Annotated in this window: 20 protein-coding genes; 14 read left to right on the top strand and 6 right to left on the bottom strand. The window is 35.3% G+C overall.

The features are described 5' to 3' along the window. Nucleotides 1–120 precede the first annotated feature (120 nt). Entirely contained in the window at nt 121–1407 is a 1287-nt protein-coding gene (locus ACQY44_RS20825) for a Glu/Leu/Phe/Val family dehydrogenase (protein ID WP_428232198.1), read from the top strand. A 151-nt stretch (nt 1408–1558) separates the two neighbouring features. Then, entirely contained in the window at nt 1559–2782 is a 1224-nt protein-coding gene (locus ACQY44_RS20820) for a sterol desaturase family protein (RefSeq protein WP_428232197.1), read from the top strand. A 45-nt stretch (nt 2783–2827) separates the two neighbouring features. Here ACQY44_RS20820 and ACQY44_RS20815 read toward each other — a convergent pair whose 3' ends face one another. Further along, on the bottom strand, nt 2828–4426 hold the full coding sequence (locus ACQY44_RS20815) for a DUF6377 domain-containing protein (protein ID WP_428232196.1): 1599 nt from the start codon (nt 4424–4426) through the stop codon (nt 2828–2830). A gap of 482 nt (nt 4427–4908) precedes the next feature. On the opposite strand from ACQY44_RS20815, the gene ACQY44_RS20810 reads away from it, so the two are divergent. From ACQY44_RS20810 to ACQY44_RS20785, 6 genes are all read left to right on the top strand, one after another. Then, the gene (locus tag ACQY44_RS20810; RefSeq protein ID WP_428232195.1) at nt 4909–5433 is read left to right on the top strand and encodes a DUF5004 domain-containing protein; all 525 of its coding nucleotides are present in this window, start codon (nt 4909–4911) and stop codon (nt 5431–5433) included. Nucleotides 5434–5441: 8 nt separating this feature from the next. Further along, nucleotides 5442–6524, top strand: a complete 1083-nt coding sequence (locus tag ACQY44_RS20805; protein ID WP_428232194.1) for a hypothetical protein — start codon at nt 5442–5444, stop codon at nt 6522–6524. A 121-nt stretch (nt 6525–6645) separates the two neighbouring features. Beyond that, complete coding sequence (locus tag ACQY44_RS20800) at nt 6646–9666, top strand: SusC/RagA family TonB-linked outer membrane protein (protein ID WP_428232193.1); 3021 nt, start codon at nt 6646–6648, stop codon at nt 9664–9666. A gap of 24 nt (nt 9667–9690) precedes the next feature. Next, nucleotides 9691–11196, top strand: a complete 1506-nt coding sequence (locus tag ACQY44_RS20795) for a RagB/SusD family nutrient uptake outer membrane protein (RefSeq protein ID WP_428232192.1) — start codon at nt 9691–9693, stop codon at nt 11194–11196. A 245-nt stretch (nt 11197–11441) separates the two neighbouring features. Further along, on the top strand, nt 11442–12686 hold the full coding sequence (locus ACQY44_RS20790; RefSeq protein WP_428232191.1) for a glycoside hydrolase family 71/99-like protein: 1245 nt from the start codon (nt 11442–11444) through the stop codon (nt 12684–12686). 25 nt (nt 12687–12711) lie between these two features. Further along, a complete protein-coding gene (locus ACQY44_RS20785; protein ID WP_428232190.1) occupies nt 12712–14730 on the top strand; it encodes a glycoside hydrolase family 97 protein in 2019 nt (672 codons plus the stop codon). Nucleotides 14731–15010: 280 nt separating this feature from the next. Here ACQY44_RS20785 and ACQY44_RS20780 read toward each other — a convergent pair whose 3' ends face one another. Further along, nucleotides 15011–15928, bottom strand: coding sequence for a hypothetical protein (locus tag ACQY44_RS20780; protein WP_428232189.1), 918 nt, complete (start codon nt 15926–15928; stop codon nt 15011–15013). A gap of 170 nt (nt 15929–16098) precedes the next feature. Between ACQY44_RS20780 and ACQY44_RS20775 the strand changes: the two genes are divergently transcribed. The 3 genes from ACQY44_RS20775 to ACQY44_RS20765 all read left to right on the top strand — a co-directional run bounded on the left by ACQY44_RS20775 (nt 16099) and on the right by ACQY44_RS20765 (nt 19736). Next, nucleotides 16099–16563 carry a MarR family winged helix-turn-helix transcriptional regulator gene (locus ACQY44_RS20775; RefSeq protein WP_428232188.1) on the top strand — a complete coding sequence of 155 codons (465 nt, stop codon included), beginning with the start codon at nt 16099–16101 and terminating at the stop codon, nt 16561–16563. 155 nt (nt 16564–16718) lie between these two features. Further along, entirely contained in the window at nt 16719–18140 is a 1422-nt protein-coding gene (locus ACQY44_RS20770) for an MATE family efflux transporter (protein WP_428232187.1), read from the top strand. A gap of 423 nt (nt 18141–18563) precedes the next feature. After that, nucleotides 18564–19736 carry a hypothetical protein gene (locus ACQY44_RS20765; RefSeq protein WP_428232186.1) on the top strand — a complete coding sequence of 391 codons (1173 nt, stop codon included), beginning with the start codon at nt 18564–18566 and terminating at the stop codon, nt 19734–19736. 104 nt (nt 19737–19840) lie between these two features. On the opposite strand, the gene ACQY44_RS20760 is transcribed toward ACQY44_RS20765, so the two are convergent. Together ACQY44_RS20760 and ACQY44_RS20755 are read right to left on the bottom strand one after the other, a co-directional pair. After that, nucleotides 19841–20275, bottom strand: coding sequence for a DUF6526 family protein (locus ACQY44_RS20760; RefSeq protein WP_428232185.1), 435 nt, complete (start codon nt 20273–20275; stop codon nt 19841–19843). A gap of 278 nt (nt 20276–20553) precedes the next feature. After that, nucleotides 20554–21051 carry a DNA-deoxyinosine glycosylase gene (locus ACQY44_RS20755; protein WP_428232184.1) on the bottom strand — a complete coding sequence of 166 codons (498 nt, stop codon included), beginning with the start codon at nt 21049–21051 and terminating at the stop codon, nt 20554–20556. 219 nt (nt 21052–21270) lie between these two features. Here ACQY44_RS20755 and ACQY44_RS20750 point away from each other — a divergent pair, with 219 nt between their 5' ends. From ACQY44_RS20750 to ACQY44_RS20740, 3 genes are all read left to right on the top strand, one after another. Next, nucleotides 21271–22296, top strand: coding sequence for a helix-turn-helix domain-containing protein (locus ACQY44_RS20750; RefSeq protein WP_428232183.1), 1026 nt, complete (start codon nt 21271–21273; stop codon nt 22294–22296). Between the two features lie 344 nt (nt 22297–22640). Continuing rightward, nucleotides 22641–23591 (top strand): bifunctional helix-turn-helix transcriptional regulator/GNAT family N-acetyltransferase, encoded by a 951-nt coding sequence (locus tag ACQY44_RS20745; protein WP_428232182.1) that lies wholly within the window; start codon nt 22641–22643, stop codon nt 23589–23591. Between the two features lie 17 nt (nt 23592–23608). Next, nucleotides 23609–23932, top strand: a complete 324-nt coding sequence (locus tag ACQY44_RS20740; protein WP_428232181.1) for a cupin domain-containing protein — start codon at nt 23609–23611, stop codon at nt 23930–23932. Nucleotides 23933–24017: 85 nt separating this feature from the next. Here ACQY44_RS20740 and ACQY44_RS20735 read toward each other — a convergent pair whose 3' ends face one another. Both ACQY44_RS20735 and ACQY44_RS20730 read right to left on the bottom strand, forming a co-directional pair. Continuing rightward, nucleotides 24018–25217 carry an NAD(P)/FAD-dependent oxidoreductase gene (locus tag ACQY44_RS20735; protein WP_428232180.1) on the bottom strand — a complete coding sequence of 400 codons (1200 nt, stop codon included), beginning with the start codon at nt 25215–25217 and terminating at the stop codon, nt 24018–24020. Beyond that, the gene (locus ACQY44_RS20730; RefSeq protein WP_428232179.1) at nt 25214–25702 is read right to left on the bottom strand and encodes a low affinity iron permease family protein; all 489 of its coding nucleotides are present in this window, start codon (nt 25700–25702) and stop codon (nt 25214–25216) included. The genes ACQY44_RS20735 and ACQY44_RS20730 overlap by 4 nt, the downstream gene beginning before the upstream one ends.

Raw genomic sequence — 25702 nt, 5'->3', positions numbered from 1 at the left:
CGAAAATTCCATGTTGCAGTTGTAATCATTATACAAAAAAATAAAGCTCTTTTTGAAGAGTAGAAGACTTTCTAATACCTAACGTTCTAAACTAAATAACCCAAATTAAAAAAATATATCATGAGTACAGAATTAATAAAACAGAATCCTTTTCAATCGATGATTGATCGCTTTAATATCGCTGCTGATATTTTAAAATTAGATGAATCAATCAGGCAGAAACTACAACGACCTGAAAAGCAAATCGTTGTTAATTTTTCTATTACGTTAGACAACGGTACAGAACAAAATTTTGAAGGATACCGAGTAATACACAATACGGCTTTGGGGCCATCAAAAGGAGGAATTCGTTATGATACAGCGGTAAATCTGGATGAGGTAAAAGCACTTGCCGCCTGGATGACCTGGAAATCTGCCGTAACCGGAATTCCGTTTGGAGGAGCAAAAGGCGGAATCATTTGTGATCCGAGAACACTTTCTAAAAAAGAATTAGAAAAAATTACCAGAGCTTATACCAAGGCTTTAGCGGATATTTTTGGGCCTGAAAAAGATGTACCGGCACCCGACATGGGAACTGGCCCCGACGAAATGGGCTGGTTGATGGATGAGTTTTCATTGGTTCACGGCAAAACAATTCATGCTGTTGTAACCGGAAAACATTTGCATTCCGGAGGATCTTTAGGAAGAGTAGAAGCGACAGGAAGAGGCGTTAGCATTATTACATTACTGGCACTTCATAAATTAAAACTAAGACCGGCAAGATCAAGTGTTGCGATTCAGGGGTTTGGTAATGTGGGATTGCATTCGGCTTTGTTTTTGTTCGAAAAAGGATTAAAGGTAGTCGCGGTAAGTGATGTTTCTGAGGCTTTTTACAATCCTGATGGAATTAATATTCCGGAATTGATTTTATACTATAATCTGAATAATAAAAGTATTAAAGGATATCCAAATTCAGTTGCCATCAAGCACGAAGAATTGTTGTTATTAGACGTTGATGTGTTGATTCCTGCAGCGAAAGAAGATGTCATCACACAAAAAAATGCCAGTCATATTCGCGCTAAGATTATAGTAGAAGGGGCAAACGGACCTGTTTCTTCAGATGCTGATCAAATATTACACCATAACAATGTTTTAGTTGTGCCGGATATATTAGCCAATGCGGGAGGCGTTACGGTTTCTTATTTCGAATGGCTGCAAAATTCACTTTTAGAGTCATGGAGAATCCACCAAATCAATACCCGTTTGGAGGATATTTTAGAAAAAGGTTTTGAAACTGTTTTTAGAGTTGCAGCAAAACATAACGTAACGCCGCGTATTGCAGCTTATATTATTGCATTACAAAAGGTAGCCGATACACAATCTGTAAAAGAGGTGGCATTAGATGCTCCGAAGTTTAAGCAGAACTAAAAAGGATTTTTAGAGTATAAAGAATATTTTCATTAATTAATGATTTGATTTTCAGCAGAAAGTTGATTGTTAATTGATGAAAATATCTTTGTTTTTAAATTTATGTCAACATGTATTTGAGTTTTTACGAATCAAAAAAGTAATTTTTAAAATGAAACATATTAATTTTCTAGCTTTTGCAATGCCCGCTTTTTTTCTATTCTTATTTCTGGAATATAAATTAGCGCAACGCCGAAAGAGACCAGAAATTTTTAATTATGAAAGTTCAGTTTCAAATATCAGCATTGGTATTGCAGAGCGATTGATCAATTTATTTATCGCTGCGAGTTTCTATCAACTGTATTATTTGATTTATGACAATTATAGGATGTTTGACATTCCTAGCAATATATTTGTTTGGTTTGCCTTAATTCTCGCTACCGATTTTGTTTGGTATTGGTACCACAGACTAGGTCATGAAGTCAATTTTTTCTGGGCGGCTCATATTGTACATCATCACAGCGAAGAGTTTAATTTTACTGCTGCAGCCAGAATTACAACTTTTCAGGCCGTAGTCAGAACCGGATTTTGGTGCATACTCCCGCTGGTAGGTTTTCATCCGTCTATGGTTATTACCATGCTGATTGTTCATGGTGCTTATTCCTTTTTTACGCATACCCAGGTTATCGGACGGATAAAATGGCTGGAGTATGTTTTTGTAACACCGTCAGTTCATGGAATTCATCACGCATCTGATGAGAAATATTTAGATAAAAATTATGGTGATATGTTCACCTTTTGGGATCGGATCTTCGGTACTTTCCAGGAAGAAGAAGAAAAACCCAAATACGGATTAACGCATCCGCTAAAAAGCTACAGTTTCTTGTGGCAACATTTTCATTACTATTTTGAAATCTACGAATTATGGAAGCGCTCTGAAGGTTTTAAAGCCAAATGGAAAGCTGTTTTTGGAAGTCCCGCGCACATGGATCAGGATATTCGACCAATATTAGAAAAACGCTTTCTGCAGGATAAAGCCAATCCGCATCAAAGACTTCGATTTAAGAATTATCTCTATATTCAGTTAGGGGTTTGTACTTTGTTTCTAACTGTATTTACCTATTATTTTGACTATTTGAATGTCGTTGATAAACTTTTCGTGCTTTCGATTATTTTAATAACTTTAATAAATTGTGGTGCACTGTTAGAGCAACGAAAATGGATGTATTATCTCGAATATGCCCGTATTTTTATTGTAACGACTTACTTTTTATACGAAGAAAATCTGATTTCGTTTTTCTTTGTTCCGCTCGCAATTATGATTTTTGCTGAGCAATTATTTTCATTAAGTACCCGATATCAAAATGTAGTACTTCAACTAGAGCCTTCGGAATGATTTTTAGCCACTCCCGATAGCTATCGGGAGTGGCAAAACCCTTTTTTAAATCGTTTTTATCGCCATAATCTTTTCCTCAAAAGTGTCTTTAAAATCTGATTTGCTTTTGATTCTGGTTTTGTACGTATAAATTGTAGCGACAGAAAGTTCCAGAAATTCCGCCATTTGACTGCTGTCCTGAATTCCTAATCGGTACAAAGCAAAAATGCGAAGTTCTGTATTCAAAAGTTCTCCTTTTTTGACGATGGATTTATGATCATTGGGGAACAAATGATTAAAATCAGTTACAAAAGTGGGGAATAACTTCAGGAAAATTTCATCGAATTGATGAAAAAGGTTCTCGCGCTCTTCTTTGACATTATAACGCTTTAAACTTGCAATAACTTCGTCTGTTTTTTTTGTAATGATTTTATGAAGCGTACTTTTTTGTAGATGATCTATTTTATTGATGAATGCCGATGTTGCCTTGATAAAATACGTAATATATTCTTCTTTAATCTTATTGGCTTCACTTAAACTAATGTTCATTTCCTGAAGCTGAGCGTAGGACGATGCCATTATTTTTCTGGCTTTGTTTCTCTCTTTTAATTGTTTGAAAATGATAATCGAAAACAAAATGATAATCAATGTCAGAATGGTCAATAGAATAATGATCCTTTCCAGTTTGTCATTTTTTTCCTTGACATTGTTTAATTGCGCTTTCTCGATAATAGGCAATATCGATGAAATTTCGATTTTACGATGTCTGGCATTGTAGAACGTCGCATCATCCATGGCAATGTTGATGTACTCATTGGCCTTGTCCAGATACCCCATTTTAAAAAGTTCATTGGCTAAATTCCGAAGGGCTACGGTTTCTTTAGTCGCATTTTTAACGTCGGCAATAGCCGCTAGTGCGAGATAATAAATGGCCTTTTTGGTATATCCTCTTTCAGAATAAATATAGCCCAGGCTAGAGGTAGCAATACCGTAATAATCCGGAGGTAATTGGTAGTTATTAATCCAGTAGCTAAAAGCGAATTCTGCACCGCGCCAATCTTGCTGTTTGAGACGTTTTAAACTTTCTGCTGCCCAATATTCATTGGTATTGGTTCCAATTAATTCTAAAGCTTTTTTCAGGAAATGATTCCCCTGTTGTACATAATGGATATTAAAACGCTGATCGCGGTTATAGTCGGCCAGATCATAATAAGCTCTTGCTTTTATAGAATAATATTCGAATTTGTTTTTAAGATCAAGTTTTTTGTCATCAATAACATTCAGGGTATCTATGGCTTCTTTAAAAAGGCCGGAAGAAAGTAATACAAAGCCTTCCTTGATACGGCTTTTGGCCAGATATTTTGGTTCTTTTAGAACGATTGCTTTGATTTTAGCTTGTTCTAAATAGTAATAAGCTGAGTCGTATTTAAAAGATTTATATTCTTCAAACAACAGCATATAATTATCATAGAGGTGATCGTTGTTTTGGCTCAAAGTAAATTTGGATACGTTTTTCTTTAAAGCTTCTATTTTTCGATACTTCTGTTTTAAGTAAATTTCCTTTTTCAGGAGTACTTTATCTAATTCTTCCAGAACGGGATTTGTTTCTTTCGCAGAGAGAGAAAAACCTGTAATGAAAAAATACAGAATTACTATTCTTCGCATGTTTTTGGTTTGGTTAGGGTAAAAAAAAGGTTTTAGTTCTGTGTGAGTTAATTGGTTTTTATTTCAAAAATAGTGTAAGAGCTGATGATTAGCAACTTTCAAAAATCGGGAAGTTTCTTTCGCAATTTATTATAAAGAAAGGAAGGTTATAGTGTGAAAATGGTCTCGGAATGTTAAAAGTAGTCTAATAACTTGCAATTATACAATAAAAACTATTGAAATGTAAGTATAGTGAAAAAATAATCTGGTTTAATTTGGATATTGTCATTTTTACCATAATTTATTTGCGTTTTTGATCTCAACAATACCTTGATTTTTTGATTTTCGAAAACGATATAGTTTATTGGTTTTCAGTTGTTTAAATTTATGAATACCCGAATAATATCTTGATTTTTTACAGATGTTTTTTTTTAGATTTATTTAACATCTAGTTTCGCACTGTCCTTTAAAGAGGATAAAAAAACTAACAAAAACCAAAATTTATGAGATGTAAAAGTATTTACTGGTTAGCTTTTATGATGTGTTTATTTGCCATTGGCTGCGACAACACAGATGACGGAAGCTACGAAGATCCTATCTCCATTTATGAAAAAGTAAATGGAAATTGGGGATTAGCAAATTTGAAGATGGTAGATGAATTTGCAAAGGCAAATAAGATCGAACCAAGCGAAGAAAACCTGAGTACCTATTTTAACTACGAAGATTTTAAAATCAAATTTAACGTAGATGAAAAGAACAATCCAACAAGTTATGAAGTCTCCGGTAATGTGCCTGCATTATTTGCCCCAAAAGGCTACTGGCAACTAAGTTCAGCTTTTCAGCCAACAACTCCCGGCAATGCCATTAAGATTTATTTGTATAGTGATGCACAAAAAACTCAGAAAACAGATGAATTAAGATTGACATCGATTCCGGGTAAAGGCGGCGAAATGGAAATTCAGTTAGCGCGTACTTCCGGAGGCACTACGTTTCTGTCTTATGTGTTTAAATTAAATGCTATTAAATAAAAAGTAACATGAAAAAAATTCTATATACAATTTTACTTGCCCTTTTGATGGCTCCTAATTTTATACAGGCACAAGAAACTGTAGGAGCTGTGGGGAGTATGACATCGTTTCCTGTAGTATACAAATATGATGAAAAAGTGACCTGGTTTTTTGATCTTTCAGGAACCACTTATGCTGAAAATGAAGAGTTATACCTGTGGATTTGGTCACCATCTGAGCCGGATGCCGGGCATTGGGAAAACTCATCTGATTTTGCCAAACTGACTCACGTAAAAGACAAAATTTGGAGTATTACTTTGACTCCGACCGAATATTTTTCTAAAACGCCGACAGAAATTGCCGCAAGTGCAGGATTCTGGCTTCGTATAAAAAATAAAACCGGATCAAAACAAAGTGAAGTGGCCAACATGCCCTACACGGATTTTTCCTCATTTTACACGGCCAATGAGCTGATCAGAGCTTATCCGACCAAACCAACAATTGATAAAGGAGTAAGTATTTTGTTTAATGCCAATCTGGCTCCGGGATTTGCAGGTGCTACAAGTGTACACATGCACAGCGGACTGAACGATTGGAATATTCAGCAAATGTATGAGGCATCAAAACCGGATATTGCAGAAAAAACAAAATTGAAAGATTTAGGAAATGGTTTTTATAAAATGGATTTAGTTCCAAAAGAGTATTACAATGCCCCGGAAGGTTACGTGATGGAAAATTTAGTTTTTCTGATGGTAAAAGATAACTGGGCAGGAACAACTCCGGACCAGGTTTTATACGCGGGAGCTTATGTGCCGCCACCAGCACCGGTTTTTGGATTTTTCCCTTTACAAATCAGTCAGAAAGATTTTCTGGGAATGTCCAGAAAAAATAATGAGTCTGGTGTAAACAAACTAATCTATACCATTACAGCAGGAAGTAAAGTAATTCAGGGTGAGTTTACCGGAGGAACGGCAGAGATCAAAGGATTTGTCAATTTGGTTTCAGAGCTTAACGGTATCCCTAATTTAAATGAAATTCATGTTTTGGTAAAAGACAATAAAGGCAAAACGATTTCGGATACGGCGATTCCTCTTAAAACTTTAGATAAATAATTCACTATCAAATTAAAACATCAATTCTAATGAAATGAGCATAACCCGAAAATTGGTCGTAATGCCAAAAATTGAGATGCGAATTACATATGACCGATAAAAAAACAATAAATAACTAGATATGAATAGTAAAAATAAAAAAATAGTCCTGCATCAAATGTGGACCACTAAAAATGTGGTATTCATGATTTTCATGCTTTTTCTTTCGGCAGGAATATTTGCTCAGGAAAAAAAGCAGGTATCAGGTACCGTTTATGATAATACAGGAAGTGTATTGCCGGGAGCTACGGTAATTGAGGTGGGAACCAGAAATGCGACCACAACAGATTTCGACGGAAAATTTGCCCTAACGGTAGCCGTAGGAGGTGCTATTGAAGTTTCCTTTATAGGGTCAACCACTCAGAAAGTCCAAATCACGGCAGCAACAAAACCAAACTTAGATGTTCGTTTGCAAAATGACGGTTATATGCTGGCAGAAGTTCAGGTAGTTTCTGTAGGATACGGAACGCAAAAGAAATCAGATTTAACAGGAGCTATTTCAAGTGTTAAGGCAGATGATTTAGTAAAAGGAACAATCTCTTCTACAGAACAGGTTTTGCAGGGAAAAGTTGCGGGATTAAATATTATTCGTCCTTCAGGAGACCCGGCTGCGGGTTCTACTATACGTTTACGTGGAGGAACTTCATTAACAGCAAGCAACAGTCCGCTAATTGTGGTCGATGGTATTGCAGGAGTTGATATTAATATTGTTCAGCCATCTGATATAAAATCTGTAGATGTTCTGAAAGATGCTTCGGCTACGGCGATCTACGGATCAAGAGGAGCAAACGGAGTAATTATCATTACCACAAAATCCGGTACAAAAGGAGTTTCTGTTACTTACAGCGGATTATCAAGTGTGGGTTATGTAACGGATAATTTAGATCTTTTATCGGCCAATCAATGGAGAGGTTATGTTCGTTCTACTGGAAACAAAGATGCTGTTGATTTTGGGGGAAATACAAACTGGCAAAAAGCAATTGAGCAAACAGCTATTTCACAATCACATACTTTAAGTATTAACTCCGGTAAAGCAGACAGTGGTTTTCGAACGTCACTTTCGTATTTAAATAATGAAGGTGTTATCAAAAAAACAGGTCTGGAAAGATTAAGCGGAAACGTTAGTGCGTACCAATATCTGGGAGAGAATAAAGAGGTGAAATTTGACATGGGGTTATTTGCGAATGTTGACAAATGGCACCCAATGGATTATAGAATTTTTGAGCGTGCTTATAATTTAAATCCAACCATTCCGGTATATGATGCTAATGGAAATTTTTCTAATGTCATCAACACCATTTATGATAATCCGGTCGAAGTCTTAACGAACAGAACGACTAATAATGAAAGACACAGATTATTAGGATATTTTAAAACCGAAGTAAAGTTTGCAAAGGATTTTCTGGCTGTAGCTAATATTTCTTACGAACATAATGCTGTACAGGGAAATACATATAAGCCAACTTATGCCGTTTTGGAAGGAACAACAGAAAAAGGGTATGCTCAAAAAACATATGATGAATTTTCTAATGCGCAGGGAGAACTTTATGTAAGTTATAATAAAGTAATAGACAAACACACCATTGGTGCTCTCGCCGGATATTCTTATTTAGAGAATGTCTATGAAGGTTTTGGTGCACAACGTAGTGGTTTCGTAACAGATGCTTTTAGTTATAACAATCTGGGTGCAGGTTACAATTATCGTTTGGGTGACGTATATTCTTATAAAGGAAAATCAGATTTAGTATCGTTTTATGGTCGTCTTAATTATGCTTATGACGGGAAGTATTTGCTAACCGGTACGGTAAGAAGAGATGGTTCTAGCCGTTTTGGAGAAAATAATAAATGGGGAACTTTCCCGTCAGCTTCTGCAGCCTGGAAGATTTCAAGCGAAGAGTTTATGGGTTCAACAAAAGGCTGGTTAGACAATCTTAAAGTTAGAGTAGGTTACGGGGTTACAGGTAATCAGGACGGAATTGGAGAATACAAATCGCTTTCGATCTTAGGGGTAGGTAATGATAGCTACTACGATCCAACTACAGGAAGATGGAGTTTAGCCTATTCGCCAACACAAAACCCAAATCCTGACTTAAAATGGGAATCAACAAAACAATTAAACATTGGTTTAGATTTTAGTTTGTTCAACAGAATTACGGGTTCATTCGAGTATTATGCAAAAAACACAAACGACTTATTGTATACTTACGAAGTGCCTCAGCCTCCTTATTTAGTAGGAACGATGTTGGCAAACGTTGGAGAAATGTCAAACAAAGGAGTTGAACTTACTTTGAATGCTGATATTATAAAAGGAGATAAATTTTCCTGGAATGCGAATCTGACCTTAGGGCACAACGTTCAGAAAATAGAGAAACTGTCAAACCCAACATATAAAACAGATGTTATTTACAGCGGATCTCTTCATGGATTATCAGGTATGTCAGGACAATATTCTCAAATTATTGCCGAAGGTTATGCAGTTGGAACTTTCTGGGGGTTCAAAAATGCGGGACTGGATGAAAATGGTAAAATCCAGTACTATAATGCAGCAGGAAATGTAGTGGCTGAAAGTGCTTTAGTAGATGCTGATAAAAGAGATTTAGGAAATATTCAGCCTGATTTGACTATGGGTATCGGAATGAATTTTACTTATGGAAATTTTGATTTGGGTATTTCAGGATACGGAATGTTTGGTCAAAAAGCTTTAAATGCTACCAACATGATGCTAAACGATCCTAACAGATTACCCACTTTTAATGTTCCTGATGATTTCCTGAACAGCGGTATCACATCTGCTCCCAAATATTCAGATTACTGGATCGAAGATGCTTCGTTTTTTAGACTTCAGACTCTTTCTGTAGGATACACAATGCCTTTAAAATATAAAAGCTCTAAACTTAGAATTTATCTTATGGGAGAAAATCTTGCCGTATTTACAAAGTACAAAGGTGTAGATCCTGAAATTGGATTAAATGCCCAGGACGGAATAAATCAAACCGGAGTAATGGATAAAACAGGATTAGCAGCTCCTGGAATTGACAGATATAATAATTATCCGAGACCAACGACGATTTCTTTTGGACTAAATTTTACGCTGAATAACTAAGCGAATAACTCAAAAATATAAAAAATGAAAATCAAAATAACAGCAGCAATAATAGTGAGCGTGCTTTTTACGATATCATGTACCAATCTTAATGAAGATTTATATGACAGAGTAGAAGATGGAAATTTTGGAAGCACTCCAAAAGAAGTGGATGCATTGGTTGGTGGAGCTTATTCTTCGTTAAGAGGATTTGCAGATGGTATATCAAATAACTATCCAACCAGTGAGTATGTATTCTTCTTGAATGAAACAGTTTCAGATGAAGCTACCATTCCAACAAGAGGAACCAACTGGTACGATGGAGGTCAATATCAGGACGCACAAAAGCATACCTGGAAAGCAGATAATCGTCTGATCCTTTCGGCTTGGCGTTACAACTATACCGGAATTGCTAAAATCAATTCAATTATCTACCAAGTCGATAAATCATCTCTGACAACTGCAGCGAAAGCACCAATTTATGCAGAATTAAAGGCATTGAGAGCGTATTACTATTACAACCTTTTAGATGCATTTGGAAATGTGCCAATCGTAGTCAATTTTGAAGATACCTCTTTGCCATCAAATTCTACCAGAAAACAAGTGTATGATTTCGTAGAAAAAGAATTGTTGGATGCAATTCCTAATTTAAATTCAAATGTAGTGTATTCCAAACTGACAAAAAATGTAGCGTATTCTTTGTTAGCGAGATTGTACCTGAATTCAGAAGCTTTTATTGGTACAGCGCGTTGGCAGGATTGTATCAATATGTGCCAGAAAGTTACGGGATATACTTTAGCGCCTGATTTCTTTGCCAATTTTGCTACAGAAAACGAAAAATCACCGGAAATTATTTTTGCAATTCCATACGATCAAAAAGCAGGAACAGTGGGCAATTATATGAACTCAATGTCTTGTCATTACTTACATAAATTAACAATTTCTGCTTTACCAAATGATTATCCGTGGAGTGCCAACGGAATGTGCGCACAACCCGGTGTTTATTCTGCTTTTGCAGCAACAGATAAAAGAAGAAAATGTATGGTAGCTGGCGACCAGATTAATATCGCAACAGGTCAGGTTATTTTAATGGATAGCGGAGAACCTCTTACCTATACAGAAGAAGTGACAAGTGTTGCCGATGCTAAGGAAAATCAGGGAGTTCGTTTAGGAAAATACGAGATGAAAGCCGGTGAACAATGGGAACGCGATCATGATTTTGTTTTAATTCGTTACGCCGAAATTTTAATGATGCAAGCCGAATGTTATGTGCGTTTAGGATCTGCTGATTTGGCAAAACCATTTATTCAACAAATTACAGCTCGTGCCGGAGAAGAAATGCCAACCACGATCGATCTTGAATTTATTGATAAAGAATTGTTGAAGGAATTTACTTTTGAAGGAAGAAGAAGAACAGATAACATCCGTTTTGGGACATTCTTCAAACCGTGGTGGGAAAAAGGAGCAACTGAAAAATACAGAGCTATTTTCCCAATTCCAAGCACAGTTTTAACTACTAATAAAAATCTGGTACAGAATCCCGGGTACTAGATATTGCATGTCAGTCTTCCGTGTTGGTTAGTCGTGGAAGGCTGACATATTTAAACTTATAGAAATAGTGATTTAAATTAAAAATTGAGAATTAAAAATCTTTTCTAATCCTTTAATCAGTGGCAAAAAAAATAAATCTGCCAGATCTGCAAAATCTGCGAGAGAAAATTTAGGTACCGATTACAGGGTTAGAACGATTTAGTCAAAAACCATGAGGCAGTCATAAAAATAAATAGTACATCAATATGAAAAGATCTATCACATTACTGTTTTTTGGGATCATGAATATTATGGTCGTCGCGGGTTGTAGCAGCGATGATAAAAATTCTGATAAACCTGTAGAACCGGAAACATTTGAACCTGTTGCGATTGAAAAAACAAATAGCACCAAAATTTATGTTCACTATATGCCTTGGTTTGAAACCAATGAAAGTAGTGCCGATAAAAAATGGGGATATCACTGGACAATGGCCAACAAAAATCCAAACAACATAGGAGCAAACAATCGGAGAGAAATTGCATCGTATTATTATCCGCTCATTGGCCCTTATCATTCAGGCGATAAAAATGTGATCGAAAATCATTTATTATTGATGAAATATTCAGGAATCGACGGAGTTTTGATCGATTGGTATGGCACTTTTGATGTAAACGATTATCGAATGGTAAAAGAAAATACAGAGCAACTTATTGCGATGCTAAATAAAGTTGGGTTAGAATATGCTATTGTTTACGAAGACAGAGTAACAAAAAATGTTGTCGATGCCGGAAAAGCAATTTCAGTTACAGGTGCCGCAAAAACAGATCTGGGATATATAGAAACGAATTATTTTACAGATAAAAATTACATCAGAATAAACGGAAAACCATTATTATTAAATTTTGGACCAATTGTTTTACAAACACCAGCTGAATGGACAAACGTTTTTAGTACTTTAAGCACAAAACCTACTTTTTTGACCCTTTGGGATCAATCGTTTGAAGCTGGCGATACTGCATCAGGAGAATACGCCTGGGTGTATAAAAACAATACATACTTAACGAATTTCTATACCAATACAAAACCAAAACTGGCAGTTGCAATGGGGAGTGCATATCCCGGTTTTAAAGATTTTTATGCCGAAGGTGGTGGCGGAGCAGCTATTGGATGGACCATAGAGCACAACAACGGAGCTACACTTGATGAAACACTTTCTTTGGCTAAAAATGCCAATGTCAATTATCTGCAATTGATTACCTGGAATGACTTTGGAGAAGGAACAATGTTTGAACCAACAGTAGAATTTGGTTATACGTATATCGAAAAAGTAAAAGCATTTGCCGGCGTAAAAAATACTGAAACGGTTTTTCCGGATATTACTAAAATGTACAATCTGCGAATAGAAAAGAAAGGCAATGCCGATGCCCAGAAAAAATTAGATCAGGCTTTTAATTATTTTGTTTCCCTGCAACCTGCAAAAGCAAAACAGTTACTAAACGAAATTAAATAAGAGCTGTAATTAATACAATTAAATAATGAAAAACATAAAATACAGATACTGTCTAATCGCTTTAGCATCAATGTTACTATTTGCCTGCAGTACTAAAAAAACATACAAAATAAGTTCTCCCGGGAAAAATACAGAATTAGTTTTTGAATTAACTGTTTCAGGTCAGCCCCAATATAGTTTTACAGCAAACGGAAAATCCGTTATAGAACCTTCTTTATTAGGATTTGAATTTAAAGGAATCCAAAAAATGACAGAGGGCTTTGAAGTGGTTTCCACCGAAGAAAAATCAGCCGATGAAACCTGGGAACAACCCTGGGGAGAATTCAAAAAAGTTAGAGATCACCACAACGAATTAATTGTTCATTTGAAAGAGTCAAAAGGAGAAGGACGTTTAGTTACTATTATCTTCAGGGTTTTTGACGATGGTGTGGGTTTTAGATACGAATTTCCAAAACAGCCTCATCTAGATAAAGTAGAAATATCCAATGAGATTACGCAATTTACCTTTAAATCAAATAATGATGTTTGGTGGATTCCCGTACATCGCGAAAACAGTTATTACGAAAGTACCTATCGTAAAACCCCGGTAAGTAAAACTGATACGATCAATACACCGGCAACTTTTGAAACCAAAGAAAAATTATTTGTGGCTATTCACGAAGCCAACCTGACCGATTTTGCCTCAATGACGTTACTTAAAACAAATGACAAACAATACAAAAGCGAATTAGTGCCTTGGGCCAATGGTGTAAAAGTATATGCCGAAACGCCTTTTAAAACCCCATGGAGAACTATTGTAGTAGGGAAAACTCCAGGTGATGTGGCGACTTCAACTATTATGCTGAACTTAAACGAACCTTCAAAAATTGAAGACCTTTCCTGGATTACACCTTCAAAATATATTGGAATCTGGTGGGGAATGCATTTAGAAAAATACACTTGGGGACAAGGGCCAAAACACGGTGCAACCACTAAGAATACAAAGGAATACATTGATTTTGCTGCAAAAAACAATTTAGACGGAGTTCTGGTAGAAGGCTGGAACGAAGGTTGGGACGGCGACTGGACTGCTGATGGATCTTCATTTAGTTTTATAAAAGCCTATCCTGATTTTAATCTGGAAGAAATTACAAAGTATGCCGCCATTAAAAATGTTCGTTTAATAGGACATCACGAAACGGCAGGAGCGACTAAACATTATGAAAGCCAGTTAGAAGATGCTTTTAAATTGTATCAGAAAATGGGTGTAAATACCGTAAAAACAGGTTATGTAAATAAATATCTGGATAAAAAAGAATGGCACGATAGTCAATACGGAGCACGTCATTACAGAAAAGTAATGGAAACGGCGGCTAAATACCATATTATGATCGACAATCACGAACCTATAAAAGGAACAGGATTACAGCGTACTTATCCAAACTTTATGACACAAGAGGGCGGAAGAGGACAGGAATACAACGCCTGGTCTGTTGATGGCGGAAATACTCCGGAACACTTGACGACTCTGCCTTTTACAAGAATGCTCGCAGGTCCTTTTGATTACACGCCGGGGAATTTCAATTTTGATTATAAAACGCCTTCAGGAGCAAGAGTACAAACCACTTTAGCCAATCAATTGGCTTTATATGTTATTATTTTCAGTCCGTTGCAAATGGCTTCGGATTTACCGGAAAATTATGAAGGAAAACCGGAATTTCAGTTCATAAAAGACGTTCCATGTACCTGGTCAGACACTAAAGTTTTAGATTCTAAAATAGGTGAATATACTACAATTGTCCGTAAAGACTGGGATGAGAAAAATTGGTACTTAGGCACTATTACTAATAGCTTTGCCAGAAATCTAAAAGTGGCTTTATCATTTTTGGATAATGGAAAAGAATACGAAGCCGAAATTTATGCGGATGGAGCCGGAGCGAATTATAAAACCAATCCTTATCCTGTAACCATTTCAAAACAAAAAGTAAATAATAAAACAATATTAGATCTTAAGTTGGCAGCTGGCGGAGGAACAGCTATAAAATTTACTCCAATCGGCAAATAAGGGAGTTTAAGTTTATTTTGAGTTAAGTTTAAGTTGGTGCAATGAACCCGATATCTTGAAAAAGGCATCGGGTTTGTTTTGTTTAAGGTTGTAGTTTTTCAGATTAGAAAATGATAAACCAGGGTAGTAATTTTACCGCAAGGTTCATTAAGATTTTTACTAGGGCAGGTTTTATAAAAACACAAGTTTACAAAGCTTTGTATTGGTCTGGCTTTGCGAACTTTGTGTTTCTATGCGTAAAGTAAAATTAATCTTAGCGCCCTTTGCGGTTAAATTGTTTTTAATGCTTATTAAACTTAATATGCCCTCCAAAAGTATAGGCTGCAGCCAAAGTAGGACCATTATATCCCCATTTTAAAAAACCGTTAAGTCTGTTTTCTACAGCATCAATTTTAAAATTCAGGCCAGTGTATCCGGCGGTAAGACTAAAGTTTTTGTGTACATTGTATAAAAGAGATAAATTGTAGCTAATAATTCGGCCATCGATATCGTTAATTTTTAAAGCCAGGTAATTCGCATTTACATATAATCCAAAACGTTTTCCCAGTACAAAGTCGCCCCAGATTCCTACATCAGGTAATGGAGCTGTAAAATTAAAACTATCTCTGTATTCCGCACTGGCCTGATTGGCATTGACCCGTAAACCCAGATCTGTAAAAAGTACATGGGCTCCAATTAATAAACCAGCTTCATACTTCGGTTTTGCTAAAATAGCATAACCATAAGCAATTCTTGCAATCTGAACATCAAAAAAAGCAGTTACCCTGGTGTTTATATTATAGGTATGTTCTCCAAAAGTAATGTCTTTTTCTAAAGTTTTAGATGAACTTCTGTCTAAAGCAAAATATTCAAAGCCTAATCTGGATCTTTTTGAAATACGCCAGTCAAATGTTGCCATAAAAGACGCACTTGATTTTGAAAATCCAAGATCATCTTCAAGATCTATTTTCGTGCCTTTGGTTCCGTCATTGGTACCCACCTCAATCTCAGTATTATTTATAGGAAAAAAAGCTCCGGCAGTAACTTTAAAACGTCTGTCACGCCACGGTAAATCTGTAGCATCATAATCCTGAGGATTTTCTAAATTATCATTTTGCAAAGCAGGGAGGGAATTTTCTACAGGAATTTCGGCGGTGGTTTGGGCCTGAACTGAAAAGCAGAAAAGAGAAATTATCAAAAAATAAAATAAGTTTTTCATTGGATTTATTTTTAAATTTATTGACACATTTTTAACACTTAAAGTTAACAAAAAAAATCATTCATTTCTGTTTTTTGAAACTTATTATTAATTCAAGTCTGTGTTTATCAGTTAAGTATATGTTTTGTTAAAATTGGTTGACATGTCACTCTTTTTTGTAATTTTGTTTCATGGAAAAGAGTGAAAAAGATTTTGATGCTTTTAAAGACGGAATTTCGGAGAGTTTTTTCTTTCAGATACATCGAATGAAGCGGACTATTTTTCGTCATACAAATGCTTTGATGAACGAAGCGGGAATTAATCTGCAGTTAGAACAACTTCCGTTGATCATGATTTTGGAACGAAAAAATCTTTCGCAAAGAGAACTCTCAGACATGACGATGCGTGATAAATCGTCTATTTTGAGAAGTATAAATGCTTTAGAGAAAAAGGCTCTGCTTGCCGTTCATAAAGACAAAGAGGACAAACGAAAAAATATTGTAAGTCTTACTGATGAAGGAACTGACCTGGCAAAAAGAATTCGGCTTTTGATGAAACAGGCGGAAGATGAGGTTCTGGCTGTTTTTTCAGACAAGGAAAGAGCAGAAGCTTTGGAAACGATGCGAGGTTACGCAGATAAATTGGATACGCTTTGATTGAATAAAAAAGGTTGCCACGAATTACACGAATTAACACGAATTTTTAAAATTGACTTAGAATAAGTATTTCAGGCATAGTAAGAATAATGCATGTACTAATTTGTGAAATTTGTGTAATTCTTGGTAAGAATATAAATATTATAAAATTTAAAATGAACAAAAACGAATTATTAGAAGGTCCGATACTTTCTTCTTTATTAAAATTGGCCGTTCCTATTATGATTGCCAATTTACTACAAGCCGCTTATCAATTGGTTGATGCTTTTTGGGTGGGACGTTTGGGCGGAGATGCCGTTGCAGCAGTCTCTGTAAGTACACCCGTAATTTTCCTGACGATTGCTTTAGGAACCGGACTGGCAATTGCCGGATCAATACTTATTGCACAATATTTTGGTGCAGGACAACAGGAAATGGTCAATCACGTCGCAGCTCAAACCTTGTTGATGGTCATTACGGTATCGATAGTCTTATCGTTTATAGGCTATTGGCTGAGTCCCTACTTTTTATATTTGCTAAAAGTGACACCACAAGTTTATACAAACGCTTTAGGTTTTATGCAAATTGCCTTTATCGGACTGGTTTTTAGTTTTAGTTTTATGATCTTCCAGTCGGTTATGCGTGGGGTTGGTCGTGTTACTTTGCCGGTTTATATCGTATTGGGAACTGTAATTCTGAATTTTGCGTTAGATCCGTTGTTTATTTTTGGATGGAATTTTATTCCGGCAATGGGCGTTAAAGGAGCTGCTTTGGCCACTTTATCTACTCAGAGTCTGGCGATCATTATTGGTTTTGCGATTTTGTTTCGAGGAAAACACGGTATTCATTTGCAACTGAAAGACTTTAAACCGGATTTTAAACATATTAAAAAAGCATTTAAAATTGGTTTTCCGTCATCGATAGAACAATCCATGCGAGCAGTTGGTCTAACGGCCATTACGTTTTTGATTGTACATTTTGGGACTACAACTGTAGCCTCTTACGGAGCAGGATCTAACTTGATTCAGTTGATTATGATTCCGGCTTTGGGACTTTCAATGGCCATTGCCACTTTGGTCGGACAAAATATTGGTGCGGGAAATATGCTTCGAGCCGGAAGAATAGCAAAATTAGGTGCCTATCTGGGCTTCGGATTATTAACCGGAATTGGATTGATTGCCTATGTTTTGGCTCCGCATTTAATTGCTTTTTTCGTACCAAACGAACCTGCAGTTATCGAGGGTGGTACCACTTTCCTAAGAATAACTTGTCTTTCGTGGGGATTTTTAGGACTTCAAATGTGTTTATTAGGTGTTTTTAGAGCAGTTGGAAATACAACACTTCCGATGATCCTAACGCTGGTTTCGCAATGGGTTTTACAATTTCCGCTGGCTTACATTTTATCACATAATACATCACTCGGGCCAATTGGAATTTGGTGGGCTTTCCCAATTTCAACCGTTGTTACGGCTATTGTGACAATGCTTATTTATGCCAAAGGTGATTGGAAAAAAGAAAGACTTACCGGTAAAACAAATAAGCTGATCAATAAGGTGGAGAAAGAAATCGTGAAGGAGGGGTTTGAGATTACTAAATAGAGTTCTGAGTTGAAAGATTTTTGGAGAAGTTTGAGAGGTTCAGAGGCTCAAAGGTTTTGGAGAGAAGCACAGTAGTGCGTTTTTTTACATGGAATAATCACAACAGTTTGTCGTTTCCCGGGATGATAAGATTGCAAAAAAAACATTTCTCAAACACGAATGCCGCGTGAGGGATAGGAGCCGGCTACCGAAGTAGCGCGTATAGCGCGACAGCATTCTGATAAGAGGGCGTATAGGCCCACAGTAAGTTTGCCCTCTTGTCAGAATGGTGGCACGTCCTGATTAGTTTTGAATTCCAATTTTAAATTCCAACTTACTCAATTCCATAGTAATATTGAAATTAATTTTTGCCATTGTAATTGCTATTGTAATTGCCATTTAAAATGGATTCTCTATATTTGAGAGTATAATCTGAAAACAATTATGGACAAAAAATTAAAACAATTCTTCGTAAAGTCTTTTGTAGTGCTATTGTTGATTCATATGGGCTATTTTTTATACGGCTATTTTAAGTTTGAAGGAATAGGGAATATTTACATTTATACAGAGTTTTACAGGTTTAAGTTTTATGATGATGTATCTATTTCGCATTTTTTTGTAACAGGATTGTTTTTACTTTTCTTTCTAATCTTTTTGTTAAAAAACCATTCGAGGCGTAATTACTCATTTCCTGATTTGCTTAAAATTGGAGGTGTATTACTGCTGATTTCTTTTATGAGTTTTTCATTTTTTATCAGTTACAGTTTTGGTATGAATGCAAAACTAAAAACGGAATTGCCTGAGGCAAAATTCAATAAAGACAAAACTTTGCTTAATGTTCTGAATCCGTTTTTGTATAATTATACTTCTTATAGTTCAGAGAAATTGTTTAATCCGCTTAATATTTTGTATCCAAAACCTTATCCGGTTATTGAGGTTGTGGACAGTACTTTGATTTCGGGTAATTATTATAGTGTTGATTATAATTATTACAGTATTGATACACTGAAAATGCTTACAACGGACTTAAATAAAGTTTCTGCTGCAACGAGTACGATTTTGGATAGTATTGGTTTTGGTAAAAAAGAACTTCTGGAGAGAATCATTAAGAAAAATGTCATAAAAGACAGTACCGAAATTATCTACAAAGGCAGACAAGTTAACCCTGGATACGATGTCGATATTTGCATATTTGTAGAGAATAATTCTCTGTACAATCCTGTAAAAGGAGTTCAGGTTGAGAAACAGCAATATGATGCTGCGGTAAAACGATACAAGCTGATTTATAAATATAAACCGGATTCGCTGGTAGCTAATTTTCAGAAACTGGATACTTTGCTTAAAAAATATAAAGTTCAAAGTTCTATTACTCCTAAACAGCTTGCTAAAGAGGTTGCCTATTTTAAAGATCATAATAATGAACTGCTCAATGGAATCAATAATAACTTTGACAGAAAGATATTAGAAGATAAATTCACGACTTTAGACAGATTGTTTTATGAACCCAATTATCTCCATCCCTCGATTATTGGAATCTTTTTTGCTGTTGTAACAGGAGCCTGGTTACTTGGTTTTTTAATTTATATTTTGTTTAATTATAAAAGAAAAACGGCCTGATGAAAGTCTAAATTGAGTTTTTTAATTCTTTTATTTATACTGATTCCTGAAATTGAGATTGACATTGATTTTTGCAATTGCAATTGATATTCGCACTTGCTATTTTAAACCCTGTTATAATCCGCTTTCCAGTGTACGATTGCTTTTTTTATGGCATCTCCGGTAAGATTGTTTTTTAGCGCGTCTTCAAGCAATGGCAACAATTCGTTGTCAGGAGCAAAACGCAATGCAAACAATTGATCATCCGTCAATTTGTATTCGAACTCTTCGAGCCTTTTTCCGGTAAGGGTAAAATAGCGGTAGCGAAGTTCTAATCGCACAATTCGGTTTTGGAGTATTAGCGCATAATGCTGACGCAACATAAAAGCAAGACAAAATAAAAATACAAATGCGACGCTTATAAACGACCAGATTAAGGTATCGTCTGTGGTAAAAGCAAAGTAAATACTCGCCGCTAAAAAGAGCATCAATATAGGATAATAAATAAAATGGTGCGGAGTATAAAACCTGATATGGTTGTAGTAGGTCTGAATTTTCATAATGATCTTGTTTTGGGTTTGATGTAAAAAACAAAAGCTATCCTAAAAAATAGAATAGCTTTTTTTCCAAAAATAAACTAACATAACCAATGTTTCCTTTATAATTAAACTTATTAAAAGTTTTCTCAGTAATATCTATATTTAAAAAAGCCTCAACTATCATGATTCATCTTTTTCATGGCTTTAATTTCTTTTGTAAAATTAGAGTAGTTTGTAAGATTCCAGTTATATTTTAAAATGAAAATGTTACATTATTTCAACTTTTAAGGATTAAATGTTTATTTTCCGACCACTAATAAAGAACTTATAATCTGCCATTCTTCTAGTTTAGACTGGTATGTTTTGCTTGCGTTTGCCGGACTTGTAGACGGTAAAGTGATAAGATGGTAGTTGTTCTTTAGATGGACGTATTTTTTAAAGAAAGCAGCCGCTTTTTGTCCGTTGAATAATAGGGTTTTGATATTGGGGTGCTGGATTAAAAACGTTTCAAAATCATTGGCAATTTCATTTTTTATGGCGCTGTCCAAACTTCCAACTCTGTCACAAAATTGCAGGACATCCCATAGCGCCACTTTGTTTTTTTGCAAAAGCATTTTTTTGGTTTCGTAATCATTCGAGAAATCTTCTTTAAGAATAGTGAACATGAATTTCCAGAAATTATTCTGCTTATGACCGTAATATTGGTTTAATTCTAATGATTTTGTTCCGGGCATTGTGCCTAAAATCAAAATTGTAGCGTCATCACTGGCTATAGGGGAGAATGAAAAACTTTTCATATAAGAGATAATATTTATAGCAGTAAGGTATAAATTTTTAAAATAAAAATAATTATACGTAAGTAATTATAAAACAATTTAAAAAAATTATATAACGTTTTTCCTGCATTTCTGAACGAACTTTGACCTGTAGATTTTAGAATACCATTACCATAAAACGAACATTTTTCTTTTTCTAAAATCTATATCAAATGAAGTAGAATTTTAAATCCTTGCAAAATGAAAATAGTTACTATAAATACAGAGAAAACCCAAAATATTTTTGAAGAATTAAATGCAAACTTCGGAGGTAAAGTAACTTTTGATTTAGACGAATACACACTGGAAACGAATAATAATTTTGCAAAAGGATCCATTATTGGTGCTTCTTTTAATGATAATATTTCATATGTTCAATTTGATATGACTTTTTCGGTAGATGTTCGTATGGATATCATCAACGTCAATTCATCTCCTATATATTTTGCTTATTGTTCGAAAGGAAACTTGTTGCATAGTTTTGGTGCTACTGGTGAAGAAAGAGTGTTTAAAACTTTTCAGACTGCGATTGTAACTTCAAAACAAAAGCAGGATAATATTCTGTTTTTTGAAAAAGATAAAAAAACGAAGCTTACTTTGATTATTGTGGGAACACACCATTCGGCCCAGGACCAAATGCATTCTCTGAACCAAAAAGTAAAAGAGACCTTTTTTGAAAATAATACCGTTCAGGATTTCTTTTATTTAGGTTCTTATAATCTAAAAATCGCTGAAAAAATAGAACAATTAAATGCTATTACACAAACCGGAATTGTTAGAAATCTTTTAAAAGAAGGAATTCTAAGAATCATTCTGGCGATGGAAATACAACAACATACAGATGATCTGAGTCCTTTTTCAAAGGATGCAAATTGTTTGACTCTAAGGGAAATGGAAGAGATCAAAGAACTTTCTGAAGCTATTAAAGCCAATCCGGAAGAAGCTTTTACTATTAAATCCCTAAGTAAAAAATCAGGTTTGTCCCCAAATAAATTGCAGGAAGGTTTCAAGATGATTCACAACAGAACCGTAAACGACTACATCACCCACATGAGAGTTTTAAAGGCTGAAATCCTTATCAGAACTTCCGACCTGAATATTTCTGAAATTGTCTACTGTATTGGTTTCACCAGCAGAAGTTACTTCTCGAAAATCTTCAAAGAAAAATTTAACTGTAGTCCAAAAGAATATAAATTCAATTTGAATCCGTTGGCTATTACAGCTTAATTAAAGATGCTAAGGTTCTGAGTTGCTAAGTTTTTTAGTTTTACAGGTAAAGATTTAAATTTAAAGGCGCACAGCATTGTGTCTTCACAATTTTATTCCGCCACGAATTCACGAATATTTATTAAATATAATTCGTGAATTCGTGGCGGATTTATAAATAGTATATTTTTCTTTCTGTTTAATATTCTCCAGGTGTATTCTAATTTTTTTAGGAGCTAATCAGGGCCAGGAAAATTGTTTTCAGAATAAATTCAATAAAAAAAAACTTAGATTCTTACCCACTTAGAACCTTAATATCTAAAAAATAGTTACTTTTGCATAACTAGTTATGTAATTGATTATATATGGAATTTTTTAATAAAGTAGGTAAGGTGGCTTTAGGAAGTCGGTTACGCTTAATGACAGCGATTATAACAGATGACGCTGCCAGGATATATGAATCGTATGGTATGAATTTTATGCCAAAGTGGTTTCCGGTTTTTTATACCCTTATGGAAGAAAAGGAAATAACCATTACGCAAATTGCGGGGGAAATTGGTCACTCGCAACCGTCAGTGAGCAAAATTGTTCAGGAAATGATTGCAGCTGGGCTGGTAGAAGAAAGCTTGAAAAGCAATGATAAACGTAGAAATATTGTGGGACTCACACCAAAAGGTTGGGAATTTTCGAAAGAATTGAAACTACAGTTGAATGATGTTGAAGCTGCAGTGGATGGTTTAATAGCCGAATCAACTCATAATCTCTGGGCAGCGCTTGAAGAATGGGAATTTCTGTTAGAGCAAAAAACGTTGTTTAAAAGAGTTAACGAGGAAAAGAAGAAACGTGAAAGTCAGGATGTACAAATTGTTTCATTTGAACCTCAGTATCTTGATGCTTTTAAAGCCTTAAACATAGAATGGATTTCGACCTACTTCGAAATGGAAGAAGCGGATTATAAAGCTTTAGATAATCCGGAAGAGTATATTTTGAACAAGGGCGGAAAAATCTTTGTTGCCTTATATCGTAATGAACCGGTTGGTGTTTGTGCGCTTATCAAAATGAACAATTCAGATTATGATTTTGAAATGGCGAAAATGGCGGTTTCGCCAAAAGCTCAAGGAAAAAATATTGGATTTTTGCTCGGTCAGGCAATTGTAAATAGTGCCAGAGAATTAGGGGCGCGAAAAATATACCTGGAAAGTAATACGATCTTAAAACCGGCAATTAACCTGTATTATAAACTTGGCTTCCAGAAAGTGTTTGGTTTGGCAACGCCTTATAAACGTTGTAATATTCAGATGGAGTTAAATGTTTAGTACCTTAAAAAAGAAAAATGAAAAACATTGTAAAAAAAGAGAATGCTGTTTCGAGACAGTTTTTAGGAGTTGATTTTGTTTTGCTTTCTATAGGGAAAGATACTATGGTAACAAAAATGCTGTATAAATCGACAGATAACGTACCGTTTCATAAACATCCCAATGAACAAAGTGGTTATGTTATTTCAGGAAAATACAATTTGAAATTTGGAGGAGAAGAATTCGAATTATCAAAAGGCGATACGTATTCAATTCCGGCAAATAGGGAACATTCTATCGAAATCCTGGAGGCCGGAGAAGTGGTAGATGTTTTTACGCCCATAAGGGAGGATTATTTATAATCAAATGACTAAGGTGCTGAGTTACTAACCTCCTAAGCAAAAAACTTAGAATCTTAGTAACTCAGAGGCTTAGTACCTTAAAAACTTATCTCCCAAATCTGTAATATTCTAAATCTGTATTCTGTTTACCATTAATCGAATCTAAAATAGAATTCATTCCGATGACACTAAAGGTGATTCCGTTACCTCCAAAACCCAGTACATAATGTTCATTTTTGTCCGGATTTGGTTTTCCAAAATAAGGTAAACCGTCTTTGGTTTCTCCAAAAGTTCCTGCCCATGAATAATCAATTTTAAACTCTACATTGGGAAATTTTCTTTTAAAGTGTCTCAAAAGATATTGTTCTTTTTTAGGCAATAATTTATCCCGTTTTACGGGATCTTTAAATTCCTCATCTCCACCTCCCATGATAATCCTGTTGTCAGCTGTTGCCCTAAAATACAAATAAGGGGAAGAGGTATCCCAAAAAATGGCATTTTTAAAACCATTTGGCAAAGTCTCTAAACTTTCTGAAGTGATAACGTAAGTGCTTTTTAAATCGACTACTTTTTCTTTTAGTGTTTCAGTACTTTCGTAACCACTGCAATGAATCACGTGATCTGCTGTAATGGTACATTTATTTTCAGTATGTGCTATCGTTTTTCCTTTGTGATTTTGAATAGAAGTTATATTAGTACGGTCAAAAATCTGCATGCCGTTTTTCTGGCAGTAACGCAGTAAATCATTCGCCAGACGGTAGGGGTCCATGACGGCTGCTGTTTTAGATTCTATGGCTGCCACGGCATTTAAGCCTAATTTTTCGAGATCCCATCTTTCGAGCCAGTTGACGTCAAAACCATGTTCTTTTCGGCATTTAAATTCGTTTCTTAAAAACGGAATATCTCTTTTTAAAGAACAATAATAAATACTTTTCTTGAATTCAAACTGACAATCGCTCTTTATGGTATCAATGATAGTGCGCAAGTCAAAAATAGCTTTTTTTCCGTTGGTATAGCTGTCAACAGCACATTCTAATCCTCTTATTTTGATGAGTTCATGCAACGAAACATCTATTTCGTATTGAAGTAAGGCAGTACTTGCCGCAGTACTTCCGTTGCAGATATCCCGGCGATCGACGAGTACTACTTTTTTTCCCTGGGAAATTAATTTATAAGCGATTAAAGCTCCTGTTATTCCCCCACCAACGATTAAAATGGATGTATTTACATCTGAGTCGATAGAAGGATAGCTGATATCCATAGCGGTTTTCAAAGGCCAGAAAGTTTCGGTAGAGCGTAGTTTCATTTTTTGGTTATATTTCGGGTACGTAATTGAGTTCTGTTTTTATCTTTACGTTCGTGTTGTTCAGAGGCCTCTGCTATAGAATGCGATTTTCTGATACTTTCGTCTTCTTTGGCGAGTGCACTCAGTTTATGATAATATTTCTGAACAATGATCATTTCTTCTTCTGTCATACTTTCAATATCGACTAAACTATTGCTGGAATATTCGTTGGAAGCGACCAATTCGTTCAATTTTAATTGAATGGCAAGTGAGTCTTTGTTTTGTGCTTTTTGGATCAGGAATACCATCAGAAAAGTAATAATTGTGGTTCCCGTATTGATGACCAGCTGCCAGGTTTCCGAATAATTGAAAATAGGTCCTGAAATCGCCCAGGCTACTACAATTATAAAAGCACTAATAAAAGCTGTTGTACTACCTGCGGCTTTAGAAACATGGGTTGCAAATTTTTCGAAGGCACCGCTGCCTTTTCTTTTTTTAGTTTTCAT

Source organism: Flavobacterium sp. (assembly GCF_965277525.1).
Classification (GTDB): Bacteria; Bacteroidota; Bacteroidia; order Flavobacteriales; family Flavobacteriaceae; genus Flavobacterium.
The sequence above is the reverse complement of the archived record's forward strand: the minus strand, read 5'-3'. Positions and strand labels throughout refer to the sequence as shown.

Excerpts from the sequence above, each read along its gene's own strand:
- ACQY44_RS20730 (WP_428232179.1), bottom strand. The coding sequence starts at position 25,702 with ATGAAAACTAAAAAAAGAAAAGGCAGCGGTGCCTTCGAAAAATTTGCA.
- ACQY44_RS20815 (WP_428232196.1), bottom strand. The coding sequence starts at position 4,426 with ATGCGAAGAATAGTAATTCTGTATTTTTTCATTACAGGTTTTTCTCTC.
- ACQY44_RS20780 (WP_428232189.1), bottom strand. The coding sequence starts at position 15,928 with ATGAAAAACTTATTTTATTTTTTGATAATTTCTCTTTTCTGCTTTTCA.
- ACQY44_RS20785 (WP_428232190.1), top strand. The coding sequence starts at position 12,712 with ATGAAAAACATAAAATACAGATACTGTCTAATCGCTTTAGCATCAATG.
- ACQY44_RS20740 (WP_428232181.1), top strand. The coding sequence starts at position 23,609 with ATGAAAAACATTGTAAAAAAAGAGAATGCTGTTTCGAGACAGTTTTTA.
- ACQY44_RS20765 (WP_428232186.1), top strand. The coding sequence starts at position 18,564 with ATGGACAAAAAATTAAAACAATTCTTCGTAAAGTCTTTTGTAGTGCTA.
- ACQY44_RS20810 (WP_428232195.1), top strand. The coding sequence starts at position 4,909 with ATGAGATGTAAAAGTATTTACTGGTTAGCTTTTATGATGTGTTTATTT.
- ACQY44_RS20745 (WP_428232182.1), top strand. The coding sequence starts at position 22,641 with ATGGAATTTTTTAATAAAGTAGGTAAGGTGGCTTTAGGAAGTCGGTTA.
- ACQY44_RS20790 (WP_428232191.1), top strand. The coding sequence starts at position 11,442 with ATGAAAAGATCTATCACATTACTGTTTTTTGGGATCATGAATATTATG.
- ACQY44_RS20820 (WP_428232197.1), top strand. The coding sequence starts at position 1,559 with ATGAAACATATTAATTTTCTAGCTTTTGCAATGCCCGCTTTTTTTCTA.
- ACQY44_RS20735 (WP_428232180.1), bottom strand. The coding sequence starts at position 25,217 with ATGAAACTACGCTCTACCGAAACTTTCTGGCCTTTGAAAACCGCTATG.
- ACQY44_RS20805 (WP_428232194.1), top strand. The coding sequence starts at position 5,442 with ATGAAAAAAATTCTATATACAATTTTACTTGCCCTTTTGATGGCTCCT.
- ACQY44_RS20795 (WP_428232192.1), top strand. The coding sequence starts at position 9,691 with ATGAAAATCAAAATAACAGCAGCAATAATAGTGAGCGTGCTTTTTACG.
- ACQY44_RS20770 (WP_428232187.1), top strand. The coding sequence starts at position 16,719 with ATGAACAAAAACGAATTATTAGAAGGTCCGATACTTTCTTCTTTATTA.
- ACQY44_RS20825 (WP_428232198.1), top strand. The coding sequence starts at position 121 with ATGAGTACAGAATTAATAAAACAGAATCCTTTTCAATCGATGATTGAT.
- ACQY44_RS20750 (WP_428232183.1), top strand. The coding sequence starts at position 21,271 with ATGAAAATAGTTACTATAAATACAGAGAAAACCCAAAATATTTTTGAA.
- ACQY44_RS20775 (WP_428232188.1), top strand. The coding sequence starts at position 16,099 with ATGGAAAAGAGTGAAAAAGATTTTGATGCTTTTAAAGACGGAATTTCG.
- ACQY44_RS20800 (WP_428232193.1), top strand. The coding sequence starts at position 6,646 with ATGAATAGTAAAAATAAAAAAATAGTCCTGCATCAAATGTGGACCACT.
- ACQY44_RS20760 (WP_428232185.1), bottom strand. The coding sequence starts at position 20,275 with ATGAAAATTCAGACCTACTACAACCATATCAGGTTTTATACTCCGCAC.
- ACQY44_RS20755 (WP_428232184.1), bottom strand. The coding sequence starts at position 21,051 with ATGAAAAGTTTTTCATTCTCCCCTATAGCCAGTGATGACGCTACAATT.